This is a genomic window from Streptomyces sp. GL_141 (genome assembly GCF_057834385.1).
This window is the reverse complement of sequence record NZ_CM174402.1, coordinates 4674298-4687976: the sequence shown is the minus strand read 5'-3', so window position 1 is coordinate 4687976 and position 13679 is coordinate 4674298. Positions and strand designations below refer to the sequence as shown.

14 protein-coding genes are annotated in these 13679 nt (G+C 74.3%); 9 read left to right on the top strand and 5 right to left on the bottom strand.

Translation table 11 applies throughout. From position 1 onward, the window contains the following. Positions 1-39 precede the first annotated feature (39 nt). Complete coding sequence (locus AC3IX6_RS20670; protein WP_274548238.1) at positions 40-423, bottom strand: cold-shock protein; 384 nt, start codon at positions 421-423, stop codon at positions 40-42. 270 nt (positions 424-693) lie between these two features. On the opposite strand from AC3IX6_RS20670, the gene AC3IX6_RS20665 reads away from it, so the two are divergent. Continuing rightward, positions 694-972, top strand: a complete 279-nt coding sequence (locus AC3IX6_RS20665) for a hypothetical protein (RefSeq protein WP_489363421.1) — start codon at positions 694-696, stop codon at positions 970-972. A 21-nt stretch (positions 973-993) separates the two neighbouring features. On the opposite strand, the gene AC3IX6_RS20660 is transcribed toward AC3IX6_RS20665, so the two are convergent. Then, the gene (locus AC3IX6_RS20660; RefSeq protein ID WP_489363419.1) at positions 994-1623 is read right to left on the bottom strand and encodes an HAD family hydrolase; all 630 of its coding nucleotides are present in this window, start codon (positions 1621-1623) and stop codon (positions 994-996) included. 80 nt (positions 1624-1703) lie between these two features. Here AC3IX6_RS20660 and AC3IX6_RS20655 point away from each other — a divergent pair, with 80 nt between their 5' ends. From AC3IX6_RS20655 to AC3IX6_RS20645, 3 genes are read left to right on the top strand one after another with little or no spacing between them, the layout of a single operon-like run. Next, positions 1704-2765 carry a FecCD family ABC transporter permease gene (locus tag AC3IX6_RS20655; protein WP_489363418.1) on the top strand — a complete coding sequence of 354 codons (1062 nt, stop codon included), beginning with the start codon at positions 1704-1706 and terminating at the stop codon, positions 2763-2765. Beyond that, positions 2762-3823 carry a FecCD family ABC transporter permease gene (locus AC3IX6_RS20650; protein ID WP_489363416.1) on the top strand — a complete coding sequence of 354 codons (1062 nt, stop codon included), beginning with the start codon at positions 2762-2764 and terminating at the stop codon, positions 3821-3823. Before AC3IX6_RS20655 ends, AC3IX6_RS20650 begins: the two co-directional genes overlap by 4 nt. Continuing rightward, complete coding sequence (locus AC3IX6_RS20645) at positions 3820-4620, top strand: ABC transporter ATP-binding protein (protein WP_489363415.1); 801 nt, start codon at positions 3820-3822, stop codon at positions 4618-4620. Before AC3IX6_RS20650 ends, AC3IX6_RS20645 begins: the two co-directional genes overlap by 4 nt. A 599-nt stretch (positions 4621-5219) precedes the next feature. Here AC3IX6_RS20645 and AC3IX6_RS20640 read toward each other — a convergent pair. After that, positions 5220-6188 (bottom strand): hypothetical protein, encoded by a 969-nt coding sequence (locus tag AC3IX6_RS20640; protein WP_489363414.1) that lies wholly within the window; start codon positions 6186-6188, stop codon positions 5220-5222. 86 nt (positions 6189-6274) lie between these two features. Between AC3IX6_RS20640 and AC3IX6_RS20635 the strand changes: the two genes are divergently transcribed. The 3 genes from AC3IX6_RS20635 to AC3IX6_RS20625 all read left to right on the top strand — a co-directional run bounded on the left by AC3IX6_RS20635 (position 6275) and on the right by AC3IX6_RS20625 (position 11017). Further along, positions 6275-8770: a helicase C-terminal domain-containing protein gene (locus tag AC3IX6_RS20635; protein WP_489363412.1), complete on the top strand. Its 2496-nt coding sequence runs from the start codon at positions 6275-6277 to the stop codon at positions 8768-8770. Between the two features lie 52 nt (positions 8771-8822). Beyond that, a complete protein-coding gene (locus tag AC3IX6_RS20630) occupies positions 8823-9422 on the top strand; it encodes a DUF4291 domain-containing protein (RefSeq protein WP_489363411.1) in 600 nt (199 codons plus the stop codon). Positions 9423-9742: 320 nt separating this feature from the next. Then, positions 9743-11017 carry an LAETG motif-containing sortase-dependent surface protein gene (locus AC3IX6_RS20625; protein ID WP_489363409.1) on the top strand — a complete coding sequence of 425 codons (1275 nt, stop codon included), beginning with the start codon at positions 9743-9745 and terminating at the stop codon, positions 11015-11017. 68 nt (positions 11018-11085) lie between these two features. On the opposite strand, the gene AC3IX6_RS20620 is transcribed toward AC3IX6_RS20625, so the two are convergent. Together AC3IX6_RS20620 and AC3IX6_RS20615 are read right to left on the bottom strand one after the other, a co-directional pair. Further along, positions 11086-11568: a GNAT family N-acetyltransferase gene (locus AC3IX6_RS20620; protein ID WP_489363407.1), complete on the bottom strand. Its 483-nt coding sequence runs from the start codon at positions 11566-11568 to the stop codon at positions 11086-11088. A 9-nt stretch (positions 11569-11577) separates the two neighbouring features. Continuing rightward, positions 11578-12252: a peroxiredoxin-like family protein gene (locus AC3IX6_RS20615; protein ID WP_489363406.1), complete on the bottom strand. Its 675-nt coding sequence runs from the start codon at positions 12250-12252 to the stop codon at positions 11578-11580. 84 nt (positions 12253-12336) lie between these two features. Here AC3IX6_RS20615 and AC3IX6_RS20610 point away from each other — a divergent pair, with 84 nt between their 5' ends. Together AC3IX6_RS20610 and AC3IX6_RS20605 are read left to right on the top strand one after the other, a co-directional pair. Continuing rightward, a complete protein-coding gene (locus tag AC3IX6_RS20610) occupies positions 12337-12945 on the top strand; it encodes a TetR/AcrR family transcriptional regulator (protein WP_489363404.1) in 609 nt (202 codons plus the stop codon). Between the two features lie 58 nt (positions 12946-13003). Then, on the top strand, positions 13004-13636 hold the full coding sequence (locus tag AC3IX6_RS20605; protein ID WP_489371508.1) for an HAD-IA family hydrolase: 633 nt from the start codon (positions 13004-13006) through the stop codon (positions 13634-13636). The last annotated feature ends 43 nt before the right edge of the window (positions 13637-13679 follow it).

Genomic DNA, 13679 nt, shown 5'->3' with positions numbered 1-13679 from the left:
CGGCCCTGACGGGCGGCGGGGCACGGTCATGCGCAAGGATCAGACGTCGAGCTGGTCGGCCACCGCGCGCAGCATGCCGGCGATCTTCCCGCCGTGCGCCTTGTCGGGGTAACGGCCCCGCTCCAGTTGCTGCGTGACGTTCTCCAGCAGGGTCGTGAGGTCCTGCACGATGGACGCGAGCTCGTCCGGCTTGCGCCGCTGCGCGGCCGCGACGGAGGGGGCAGGTTCCAGGACGATCACCGAAAGCGCCTGGTCGCCGCGTTGTCCTGCGACGACACCGAACTCGACGCGCTGGCCGGGCTTGAGCGCGTCCAACCCGTCGGGGAGCACCGACGAGTGGACGAAGACGTCGCCGCCGTCGTCGCGGGAGAGGAAGCCGAAGCCCTTCTCACTGTTGAACCATTTGACCTTGCCGGTAGGCAAAGCGAGCACCCCATTCCACCAGTCAGCCAAACCACTGTTCCCGCAGGTCAGGCTATCCAGCGCTTACTCTTGCCTGCCATTGCCCGAAGCCTCTCCGTCTATCTACCCCTCGTCAAGCCGCTCCACCCATACCGGCCAGTGGCACTGGCCGGTATCGATCGCGCTCCTTCTCCCGCTGATTTCGAGGGCGATCGCAGGCCGTCCTCGCGCTTCGCCCACGAGGATGCCCGCTACGTGAGGGGTGAGGGGTGAGGGAACTACCCTGGTCCGGTGACTGTTACTCCTCAGCCCGACCACGCTGCCGACCACGCTGCCGACGACGACGCCCGCCCCGGCGACGCGCTCGTCAAGGCCGGCGGCATCGTCTTCATCGTCGGCGCCGTCGCCACGCTCGCCACGATGGCCCCGCTCTTCCTCGACATGGACCCGTTCCCCTCGTACGCGTGGGCCGTGTGCATGCTCATGGGCGTCGGCTTCATGATCTCGGCGGCGGGCGTGCTGCGCTCGGCCGCCGCGCAGCGCACGGCGGCCCGCGCCTCGCAGGCGTAGTACGTCCTGCGGCCCGCCCGGTTACGCGGTCCGCGTGCGCTCGTACTCCGCGAGCCAGGCCGGCAGCTCCGTGAGGTCCTTCAGGACCACGTCCGCGCCCGCCTCGCGCAGTTCCCGCTCCGGGCACGGGCCGGTCGGGACCGTCACCGACACCGCTCCGGCGGTACGGGCGCCGCGGACGTCGCCGACGTGGTCGCCGACGTAGACCTGGGCGGCGTACTCGCGCAGGGCGACCGCCTTGGCCTCCGCCCACAGCGAGCCGACGACCGCGTCGGGCTCGATGCCCAGGTGGTCCAGGTGCAGGCGGGCGTTGGGCTCGTGCTTGGCGGTGACGACGATCGCGCGGCCGCCGAGGGCCCGGACGGCTTCGACCGCCTCGCGGGCGCCGGGCATCGCCGGGGTCGGGCCGATGGCGTATGTGGGATACATCTCCCGGTAGCGGTCGGCCATGGCGGGGATCTCCGCCTCCGGGAACCAGTACGCGAGCTCCTGGTCCAGCGGCGGCCCGAGGCGCGAAACGGTCTGCGCGGTGTCGATGTACGTCCCCGTCTCGGCCGACAGCGCCTCGAAGGCCGCCTTGATGCCCGGCCGGGAGTCGATGAGGGTCATGTCGAGGTCGAATCCGACGGTCAGCTGCGTCTCGGGGCTCATGCCCCCATTGTGCCGATCCGGGCACCGTGACCGGGAACGTAGACTGATCCTCGCCTTACCAGACAGTGAAATTTGGTGACATGTCAGCCCCCGCCCCCGCGGCTCCCGCGCATCCCCTCCCCGCGGCCCCCGCCGTGGTCCGGCGCGCCCTGACGACCCGTCGCATCGCCTGGACGGCGGCCGGCCTCGCCGCGCTGCTGTGCGCGGTGCTCCTCAGCCTCGCCGTCGGCGCCCGCGCCGTCCCTCCCGGAGAGGTCTTCGACGCGCTCTTCCGGGGCGCGACCGGGCCGAACGCCGAGGTCGTCCGCACGCTGCGCGTACCGCGCACCCTCATAGCCGTGATGGTCGGCGCGGGCCTCGCCCTCGCCGGGACCGCCCTCCAGGGCATCACCCGCAACCCGATCGCCGACCCCGGCATCCTCGGCATCAGCCAGGGAGCCGGGGTCGCGGTCGTCTGCGCCATCGCTTTCGCCGGGGTGCACACCCTGAGCGGCTACGTGTGGTTCGCCTTCGCGGGCGCCGGGATCGCCTCGGTGGCCGTGTACGCCGTCGCCTCCGGCGGCCGCGGCGGGGCGACCCCCGTCAAGCTGGCGCTGGCCGGGGCCGCGATCAACGCCCTGCTGGTGTCGGTCACCATGGGCGTCCTCACGACGAAGGCCTCGGCGCTGGACGAGTTCCGCTTCTGGCAGGTCGGCTCGATCGCCGGGCGCGACGCCTCCGTCGTCCACCAGATCTGGCCGTTCCTCCTCGTCGGCGCCGTCCTGGTGGTCTCCGTGGCCCGCGGCCTGGACGCGCTCGCGCTGGGCGAGGACCTCGCGAAGGGGCTCGGGCAGAACGTCGCGGCCGTACGGATCGTCGGCGGCCTCGGCGCCACCGTCCTCACGGGCGCCGCCGTCGCCGCGGCCGGGCCGATCGCCTTCATCGGGCTGGCCGTACCGCACCTCGCGCGGGCCCTCGTCGGCAGCGACCACCGCTGGGTGCTGCCGATGGCGGCCCTGATCGGGCCGGTGATGCTGCTCGTCGCCGACGTGCTCGGCCGCATCGTGGTGCCGCCCGGCGAGGTCCCGGCCGGAGTCATGACCGCACTGATCGGCGTGCCCTTCCTGGTCACGCTGGTCCGCCGCAAGACGGTGGCGGCATGAGCGGCGACACCCGGGTCCTCCCGGCCGGCTACGCACTCCTCCGCCCCCGCTCGGGCCGGGGCTCCTTCCTCCTGCACCGCCGGGCGGCGGCCGTGGCACTCGGCCTGGCCGCACTCCTCACCGCGGTCTGCGTCGCGTACCTCTCCATCGGCGAGTCCTTCGTGGCCCCCGCCGAGGTGGTGAAGGTCCTCCTCGGACAGCCCTCCCCCGACGACCTGGTCGTCGGCACCCTCCGGCTGCCCCGCATGACGGTGGGCCTGCTCGTCGGCCTGGCCTTCGGGGTGGCCGGCGCACTGATCCAGACCGTCGCCCGCAACCCGCTCGCCTCCCCCGACATCATCGGCATCAGCCAGGGCGCGAGCGCCGTCACGGTGGCGGCCCTGACCTTCGGCGTCACCTCGTACACGGTCCTCCCGTACCTCTCGGTGCTCGGCGGGATGACCGCGGCGGCGCTCGTCTACGTCTTCGCCTGGCGGGGCGGCCTGCACGCCACCCGCTTCGTCCTCATCGGCATCGGCTTCGCCATCGCCCTGCGCTCGGTGACCACCCTCCTGATGACCAAGGGCGACTACCTGGTCGCCCAGCAGGCGCAGATCTGGATGACGGGCTCCCTCAACGGCCGCGGCTGGGACGTGGCGACCCCCCTCGCCTGGGTCCTGCTCGCCCTCCTCCCCGCCACCCTGTGGGCGGCCCGCGCCCAGCGCACGGTCTCCCTCGACGACGACACGGCCACCGCCCTGGGCATCCGGCTCGGCCGGGTCCGCCTCGGCCTCGTCGCCCTCGGCGTGATCCTCGCCTCCGTGGCCACGGGCGCGGCCGGCCCGGTCGACTTCGTGGCGCTGCTCGCCCCCCAGATCGCCCGCCGGATGACCCGCACCGCCCAGATCCCCCTGCTCTGCTCCGCCCTGACGGGTGCGGTGATCGTCGTCCTGGGCGACCTCCTCGCCCGCAAACTCCTCTCCCCGACCGAACTCCCGGTGGGCGTCCTGACGGCCGCCGTCGGAGCCCCGTACCTGATCTGGCTGATCATGCGCAGCCGTAGTGGAGGCAAGCCGTGAGCCGTCTGGCCGCGCGGGAACTGACCTTGGCCTACGAAGACCGGGTCGTCGTGGACGACCTGGACCTGTCCGTCCCGGACGGCAAGGTCACGGTGATCGTCGGCCCGAACGCCTGCGGCAAGTCGACGACGCTACGGGCCCTGGGCCGGCTGCTCCGTCCCCGGTCCGGATCGGTGGTCCTGGACGGCGAAGCCCTCTCCTCCCTCCCCACCCGGCGGATCGCCCAGGCCGTCGGGCTGCTCCCGCAGTCCCCCTCGGCCCCGGAGGCGATCACCGTCGCGGACCTGGTGGCGCGGGGGCGGCAGCCGCACCAGCACTGGTGGCAGCAGTGGTCGGAGGCGGACGAGCGGGCGGTCGTCGACGCGATGGCCCGAACCTCGGTCGCGGACCTCGCGGACCGGCCCGTCGACGCGCTGTCCGGCGGGCAGCGGCAGCGGGTCTGGATCGCGATGGCCCTCGCCCAGGACACCGACATCCTGCTCCTGGACGAGCCGACGACCTTCCTGGACATCGCCCACCAGGTGGAGGTGCTGGACCTGGTCCGGCGCCTGAACCACGAACGGGGCCGCACGGTCGTCGCCGTCCTCCACGACCTCAACCAGGCCGCGCGGTACGCGGACCACCTCGTGGCGATGAAATCGGGCCGGGTGGTGGCGGAGGGCCCTCCGGCGGAGGTCGTCACGGCCGACCTGGTCCGCGAGGTCTTCGGCCTCGACTCCCTCGTCATCCCCGACCCGGTGACGGGCTCCCCCCTGATCGTCCCGACGTCGCCGTGGACGGCCCCGCCCCCTTCTTGACGCACCCCTCGCGCAGCGCAGCGCCACCGCCGTCCCGGCGCGGGGCCCCGTGGGCGGCTACAGGTGGGCTGCCCTGCGGGCGAAGTCCCCGCTGCAACCCTTACCGCTGCACGGGGCGGAATTCCCCTACCCGCCCTTCCACCGTTCCCAGGGCTCTGCCCTGACCCGGTCCTCAAGCGCCGGACGGGCTGGGGAGGGGTGCCGGGCTGCGCCCGGGCCCCCTGGGGCTCCGCCCCAGACCCCGGTCCTCAAACGCCGGACGGCTGAATTGGCGCGGGCGGCTGAATTGGCGTGGGCGGCTGGAGTTGGGCGGGGAACGTGGAGGCGGCCGGGGCGGGGTCGGGGACGGGGTGGGGTGTTGGCCTGGACGTAGAGCGTGATGTGTGGCGCGGAAACAGGCCGCGGCCTGTCGGAGTAAGGCACAGGGCGCCTAAATCATGCAGTCCAGGCCAACACCCCACCCCGGCCCCGGCACCGACCCCCCGCAGCCACCCGACACGACCCGCCACGCACAGGCCGACGCCGGCCACAACACAGCCCCGCCGGCGTTTGAGGCGCAGGGGTCTGGGGCGGAGCCCCAGGAACGGCGCCGGAGGGGATCAGCGGCGGCGGGAGCGCCAGAGGAGATAGAGCGCCGAGGACACCGCCGCGGCCCGCACCAGCCAGGGCAGCAGGTCCTGGAAGGCACCACTCAGGGCCCCGTCCACCAGCGGAGCACCCCAGCGCCCGTTCAGGCGCCCCCACAGCCACACCACCGCCCCCGCGAAAACCGCCCCGGGCAGCCCGAAGACCACCCACTTCCGCTCCGCAGGACCCAGTACGCGCGAGGCATACGCGAGCAGCCAGCCCGCGGCGAGCAGCATCCAGTACCCGGAGACGGCCCCCGCGAACAGGGCCACCGCCGCGAGCAGCAGGAAGGCGTACGGCTTCGGCCTGGCCGGGGCGGCAGCCACCGGAGCGGCGGTGGCGGCCGCCGCCTCCGCCTTCGCCAGGCGCCGCCGCTCCCGCAGGTAGCCCAGGAGCGTGCGCTTGCCCCCCGCCGGGGCACCGGCGGAACCCGCGGACCCCTCCGACTCCGACTCCGACTCCGGGTCCGAATCCGACTTCGACTTCGACTCCGGGTCCCCCCGGCCCGGCCCCTTCAGGAGCTCCGGGATCTCGATGCCACCCGCGAAGCCCTCCACCGTCGGCCCCGCCCCGACCGTCCACCAGTCGGGCTCCAGCCGCTCACCCGCCCCCAGTTCGTCGAGCCCCGCGAGATGCGGCGGCGCCGCCCCCCGCTGCACCGGCACCGCGGAACCGGAGGGACCGGACGCAGAGGCGGGAGCATCAGACGCGCCCGCCGCCGGCAACGTATCCAGGACCTCCTCCGGCGTACCGATCCGCTCCAGAATGCGCCGCACCGCCGCCGGCGTCTCCGGTTCGTACTTGGCCCGCCGCCGGTCGATCTCGTCCCGCAACCCCGCGACCAGCCGCATCCGGTCCCCCGACGACAGGTGCCTGCGGTGCGCCAAGTCCCCGACCCGGCTCAGATATTCGTAGACCAGATGGTCGCTCTCGATCCCCACGCCCCGGCTCCTCCCGTGCCACCTCCAGCGAAGGTAGCGCGTGCGCCCGTGGAGCGGCCGGGGGCGCAGCGGATACCGTTGACCGGATGGGGACCGGCCGACTGACCGGCCGACGCGACCAGGAGGCGACGACCGTGCCTGACCCGAGCACCTCGGGAAGCGCTCCGCGCTCCCTCGCCGAAGCGCTGCGCGCCCGCGACGACGACGGGCTCGGCGCCCTGCTGCGCGCCCGGCCGGACCTGCTGAGCCCGGTCCCCGGAGACGTGACGCAGCTCGCCACGCGGGCCGGGACGCGGGCTTCGGTGGTGCGCGCGCTGGACCGCCTGGACCGGTTCGCCCTGCAGGCCGCCGAGGCCCTCGCGGTGGGCCCGGAGCCCTGCCCGTACGCGGTGCTGGAGTCCCTGCTCAGCGGTGACACCGGCACCACCTCCGGCGTCGACAACGGGGCCCGCGCCGAACTCCCCCGGGCCCTGGCCACCCTGCGCGAGCAGGCCCTCGTCTGGGGCGACGACGAGCGGCTGCGCCTGGTGCGCACCGCCCGCGAACTGCTCGCCCCCTCCGCCACGCGGCCCTCCCCCACCGGGCTCGGCCCCACCGTCGCCGAGGCCACCGCCGGCATGTCGCCGACCCGGATCCAGGAGATCGTGGCGGCCGTCGGGCTGCCCGCGACGCACGACCCGGTGTCGGCGGTGACCGCGCTGACGGGCCTGTTCACCGACCCGGAACGGATGTCGGCGCTGCTCGACGAGGCTCCGGCGGAGGCCCACCAGGTGCTGGGCCGGCTCGTGTGGGGTCCTCCGTACGGGGAAGTGACGCCCCATCCGACGCCTCCGGTGCGCTGGCTGCGCGACCGCGGCCTGCTGCTGCCGGCCTCGGCGCGCACGGTGCTGCTGCCGCGCGAGGTGGCGCTGTACCTGCGCGGCGGGCTCGCGCACCGGCTGACGGAGCCGCTGGCCCCGGAGGTTCCCGTACACCGCGAGCACCGTCCACACCTTGTGGACGCGAACGCGGCCGGCCAGGCACTGGCGGCGCTGTCGACGGTCGAGGAGCTGGTGAAGTCCTGGGAGCACGCCGGTCCGGCCGTGCTCCGGGCGGGCGGGCTCTCCGTACGCGACCTGAAGCGGACGGCGGCCACCCTCGACACCGACGAGCCGTCGGCGGCGTTCTGGATCGAACTGTCCTACGCGGCCGGCCTGCTGGCCAGCGACGGCGAGGCCGACGAGCGGTACGCCCCGACCCCCGCCTTCGACGGCTGGCTCGAACTCCCGCCCGCCGAGCGCTGGTCGGTGCTGGCGGCGGCCTGGCTCACCGCCACCCGCACCCCGGGCCTGGTCGGCGAACAGGACGCGAAGGGCCGCACCCTGTCGGCGCTCGGCGCGGAACTGGACCGCTCCGCCGCCCCCGAGGTCCGCCGCCGCATCCTCGGCCTGCTCGCCGCCCTCCCCGAAGGCGGCTCCCCCGACCCGGCCGCGCTCCTCGCCCGCCTGGACTGGGAGCGGCCGGTGCGCGGTACGAGCGAACTGCGCGGGCGCCTCGCCCGCTGGACCCTGACCGAGGCGGAGGTCCTCGGCGTCACCGGCCGGGGTGCGCTCGCCGCGCCCGGCCGGGCCCTGCTGGAGGGGCGCGACCCCGCGCCGCTGCTCGCGCCGCTGCTGCCCGAGCCCGTGGACCACGTACTGCTCCAGGCCGACCTGACGGCGGTGGCTCCGGGGCCGCTGCGGCGGGCGCTCGCCGAGGTGCTGGCCGTGCTGGCGGAGGTGGAGTCCAAGGGCGGGGCCACCGTGTACCGCTTCACGCCCGGGTCGGTACGCCGCGCCCTGGACGCCGGCCACACCGCCGTCGACCTGCAGTCCTTCCTCACCGAGCACAGCCGGACCCCGGTACCGCAGCCGCTGTCGTACCTCATCGACGACGTGGCCCGGCGGCACGGACACCTCCGGGTCGGCGCGGCCTCCTCGTACGTGCGCTGCGACGACGACGGCATGCTGAACGAGATCCTCGCCGACAAGCGCTCGGCGGGCCTCGGGCTGCGCCGCCTCGCCCCGACCGTTCTGGCCGCGCAGGCCGAACCGAACTCGCTGCTCGACGGGTTGCGGGCCATGGGCTACGCCCCGGCCGCGGAATCCCGTACGGGGGACGTCCTGGTCTCCCGCGCCGACGCCCACCGCACCCCGGCCCGGGCGCTGCCCGTACCGGTCCCGGACGGGCCGCCGGTACCGGACGCGACGCTGCTGGGGGCGGCCGTACGGGCCATCCGCGCGGGCGACCTGGCGGCGACGGCGGTCCGCAAGGAGCCGGCCGGCGGCTCCGCCGCGACGGGCGGCGGCCCCGCGGGCCCGGGCGAACTCCCGCGCACCAGCGCGGCGGAGACCCTGGCGACCGTGCAGGCGGCCGCCCTCACCGGGTCGGCGGTGTGGATCGGCTACGTCAACGCCGACGGGGCGGCCAGCCAGCGGGTCATCGCCCCGGTGCGGGTGGAGGGCGGCTTCGTCACCGGCTACGACCACACGGCGGACGAGGTACGGACGTTCGCCCTGCACCGGATCACGGGCGTCGCGGAACTGGCGGAGGACCAGATCTAGCCGGAGGGAAATCCCCTGGCCCGCACGGGGTGCGGGCCCGCACCCTGGGGCCATGTCCGACACACCCCAGGTCCCGCGCCATCAGATCCGCGCCGCGCACACCGCCGACACCGTCACCGTGTACCAGGCCTACCACCCCCGGATCGGGGTGCCGGCGGCCCGTGAGGGCCGCTTCCCGCCCGCCTGGAAGCGGGAGCGGATGACCTGGGTCAAGCCCTCGTTCCTGTGGATGATGTACCGCTGCGGCTGGGCCACCAAGGCCGATCAGGAAACGGTCCTCGCCGTCGAGATCACCCGCGCCGGCTTCGACCGGGCGCTGAGCGGCGCCTTCCTGTCGCACTACGTCCCCGGCGTGCACGCCGACCGCGAGGCCTGGACGCAGGCGCTGCGCACCGCTCCGGCCCGGGTGCAGTGGGACCCGGAGCGCGACCTGCACCTGAACCCGCTGCCGTACCGCTCGCTCCAACTGGGCCTGGCCGGAACGGCGTCGCGCGCCTACGCCGACGAGTGGACGGTCGCCATCCGCGATGTGACCCCGCTGGCCCGGGAGATCCACGGCCTGCTGCGCTCCGGCGAACCGGAGGCGGCGCGGGCCCTGCTCCCGGTGGAGACCCCCTATCCGGCGGGACCGCTGGAGCACTTGGGCGCGTAGCGGCCGGCGTGAAACAGGTCAGGAGCATTCCGCTATCTCCGCAGGTCAGGCCGTAGTCGGAGGCCCTTTTTTGCCTGTTGCACGGCGGTGACATTCCGGCGACTGATTGGGGATGCGGCCCGTGTGAAGATCAGTTCATCGCAGCAGCGACCGGGGGAAACACACACCGGGTCGCCGGCGAGAACAAAGCACCACCGGACCGGCGTTCGACGCCGGCCACCGCCTCGCTCGGCTGCTCGACCTCTGCTCGACCTCTGCACCACCTCTCGGCCACTCGGCCGCCGCTGCCGTCTGATCTTTGATTCCTGGGGGAGTCCACCATGTCCGCTCGCACCGCCGCCCTCCGCACCGCCTCCGCCGCCGTCGTCGCCGCCGCCATCGCCGGTACGGTCCTGATGCCGATGACGGCCTCCGCCGACGAGGGCAACCCGAAGGCGCTGAAGACCACGATGAGCGCGCCGGTCCCGAGCGGCCCGCTGACCCGCGGTGGTGCGACGGAGACCTTCGACCTGACGGTGACGAACACGACGGACAAGTCCTCCTCGTACCACCCGTGGATGCTCCTCGACCACACCGGCGCCAGCCCGCTCCAGCAGAGCGACGTGGTCTACAAGGTCGAAGCGGTGAACGCCCCGGCGACCGAGTTCGCGATCGGTCAGCAGGACGGCGAGTGGCAGGGCCTGTTCCACCCGGCGGGCGACAAGGCCTCGGACGGCTTCCAGATCCCGGCCGGCGGCAAGATGGTCTGGAAGATCACCATCGGCCTCGGCAAGAGCTACCCGACCCTCAACGGCGACTTCACCCTGCGGGCGTCGACCTTCGCGAACGAGATCGCCGAGGGCGGCGAGGGCTCCCTGGCCTTCAAGACCAGCCCCGCCGCCAAGCCCGGTGCGCTGGAGACCTGGTTCGACATGGTGGGGCCCTGCGCGGGCAGCGAGGCTCCCGACTGCCACGAGATGAACGTGCGCTACCGGGTCACCGGTGACGGCGAGTTCAACACCGCGCTCAACACCTTCCTCGACATCGACGTGGACGGCGGGGCCGAGGCCGACATCCAGACCCGCGTCAAGGTCGGCGGCGAGTGGAAGGACCTGACGGGCGGCAACGGCGAGCGCAAGCTGCCGGTCATCGCGAAGGGCTTCGGCGCCGCCTCCGGCGACGTCATCACGCACGTGCAGGTCAAGCTCGGCCCCAAGTCGCAGCTGAAGAAGCTCACCGGGGTCAAGGCGACCACGATGATCGGGCTGGCCGAGGGCAACACCTACCCCTTCGAGGGGAGCGAGCAGCACTTCGAGCTCGGCCCGAAGACCGCCACCACCCCGCCCACCTACCCGACGCCCACCCCGCCGGCCCCGACCTCGCCCGCGCCGACCACCCCGGCGCCCACCGCCCCGGCCCCGACCGGCTCCGCGACCACCGCTCCGGTGACCGCGACGACCCCGGCCACGGGCAACAGCCCCAAGCCGACCGGCTCCCTCGCGCACACCGGCTCGGACTCCAACACCGCCCTGTACTCCGGCCTGGCCGCCGTCCTCATCGGCCTCGGCGGCGCGGCCGCCTGGTTCGCCCGCCGTCGGCGCACCGTCCGCGGCTAGTCACCCCGCACGACGACCCGGAGGGGCCCGTTCCACGCACTGCGTGGGCCGGGCCCCTCCGGCGTTGCTCACCTCGCCGCGTAGGCGATCCGCTCCGCGTCGAACGGCCAGACCTCGGCGAACCAGCGCATGACGGCCTCGTACACCGTCTTGTCGAACGCGGCCCGGTCGGCGCGCACCCAGGAGGTGACGTGCACGCGCCCCGGGTCCGCCTTCGCGGGATAGATGTAGAGGCACCCGATGACCTCGCCCGTACCGTCCCGCTCCCCGTCCAGGACGCTGTACGTGAATCCGCGCCGCTCGGCGAAGTCCCGCGCGTGGCGCACGAGGTCGGCGAGGTTGGCTTCCGGGCTCATCCCCTCCTCCGGGGGCCAGTCGCCCAGGAAGCCGGGCGTCGCGCGCACGTGCTCGATGCTCCCGCTCCAGGCGGCGAGGTCCCCCTCGTTGTGCTCGGGCCCGAGGGGCTCCAGCCGGAAACCCTCCCCGACGAGCCGGACGGGCACTTCGAAGACGTCCGCCGGCGGTACGAAGGTCTGCTGATCACTGGTCATACCGCGACCCTACGCAGGCGCCACCCGGCCGCCCACGGGATTTCGGGCGGCCGCCGCCAGCCGGAGCAACTCGTCGACGGACCACTGGTCGTAGACGTGTTCCCCGTACTTGGCGGCCAGCACCCTCCCGTCCGGCCCGATCAGCAGGTCGGCGGGCAGCCCGAGCCGGCCACCCGGCTGCCGCGGCGCGGGCAGCCGCTCCCGCCCGCGCGCCACCTCGACGGCCGACCGGGCAACCGCCCACAGCACCGGGCCCCAGGCGCGCGGGTCCAGGAGGGAGCGCGGGGAGGACTCGACGCCGAACTCCCGGTACAGCCGCTGCCACGGATCGGCGATCACGGCGAAGGGGAAGTCGGCTGTGTGCGGGCGCAGTTCCTCCGCGGAGGAGTGGAAGAGCACGACCTCGCGGACCCCGGCGGCCTCGATCTCCGCGTGCCGCCGGACGACGGAGCGCAGGTGGAGGTGGCAGACGGGGCAGCCGGCGAAGCGCCGGAACTGCAGATGGACGAGCCGCTCGGGGTCGGGCACGGGGACGGGCCCTCCCGCGGCGGACGCGGCGGACGCGGCGGACGCGGCGGCGGATGCGGCGGCGGATGCGACGGACGTGACGGACGCGGCGGCGGATGCGACGGACGTGACGGGTGTGAGCAGGCGTGCGGGCACCACGGAACCGGGTTCGAACATGGGAAACCCTCCCTCGACAGGCGTAAGCGTATGACGTACGCCTACCTCCCCAGCGTAGGCGTATGGCGTACGCTGTCAACCGTCATGCCGCGCCCCCGCTCGCACACCCCGGACCAACTGGCCGCCGCCGCCCTCGCCGTCATCGACCGCGACGGGCTCCCCGGCCTCTCCATGCGCGCCGTCGCCACCGAGCTCGGCACCAGCCCCATGGCCCTGTACCGCTACGTCCCGGGCCGCGAGGAACTCGAAGCGCTCGTCGTCGAACTCGTCCTCAGCCGCGTCGACACCACCCCACCGCCCCCGGGCCCCTGGCCCGGCCGGATCACCGTCCTGGCCCGCCGCCTGCGCGACACCATGGGCGCCCACCCGGCCGCCCTGCCCCTCTCCCTGACGCACCGGCACCGCTCGCCGAGCGGGCTGCGCTGGTCGGAAACCGTGCTCGGCGTCCTCACCGAGGCCGGCGTCGAGGCCGAGGAGCGGGTGATCGCGCTGCGCGCACTCGTCGCCTACGTGATCGGCGCCACCCAGCTGGAACACCTCGGCCCGCTGGCCGGCCCCGGAACCACCGCCATCGCCGGTCTCCCCCCGCACGAGTTCCCGTACATGTCGGCCACCGCCCGCGACGCCCGCGCGGTCACCCCGGACCGGGAGTTCGAGGGCGGCCTGACGCTGCTCCTGCGCGGCCTGGCATGATCCGCCGGTGACCACCGCAGCCACCACGGCCACCGCTCCCGTCCCGCCCCCGCCGCCCGTGCCGCCCGCCCGCCACGTCCTGTTCGACGTAGACGGCACCCTCGTCGACGCCGTCGCCAACCAGCGCCGGGTCTGGGCGACCTGGGCCGCCCGCCACGGGCTGGACCCGGACGCCGTCCACGCCGTGGCCCTGCGGACCCGCCCGATGGAAACCTTCGCGGCCGTCGCCCCGGACCGGGACCCGCACGCGTGCCTGGCCGCGCTGCACGAGCTGGAGGACGAGGACGTGCGCTCCGGCACCTACGCCGCCTTCGCCGGCGCGGCCGGGCTGTTGGCCGCCCTGCCCGCGGGGAGCTGGGGCCTGGTCACCTCCAACTACGAACACCGGGTGCGCGGCCGCTTCGACCGCACCGGGCTGCCCGTGCCGCGGGTGCTCGTGGACGCCGCCGCCGTCACGGAGGGCAAGCCCTCGCCGGTCCCGTACCTGCGCGGCGCGGCCCTCCTCGGCGCCGACCCCGCCCACTGCCTGGTCATCGAGGACGCCCCCTCGGGCGTCCGCTCGGGCCTCGCGGCGGGCATGACGGTCTGGACGGTCAACACCCCCGCACCCCACCCCGAAGCCCACCGCCACTTCCCCACCCTCGCCGAGGCCGCCCCCGAAATCCTCGCCTTCACCACCGGGCGGGCGTAGGGGGCGTCTTGCCGTTCAGGCCGGGCTCCCGGGGTGGCCGGAT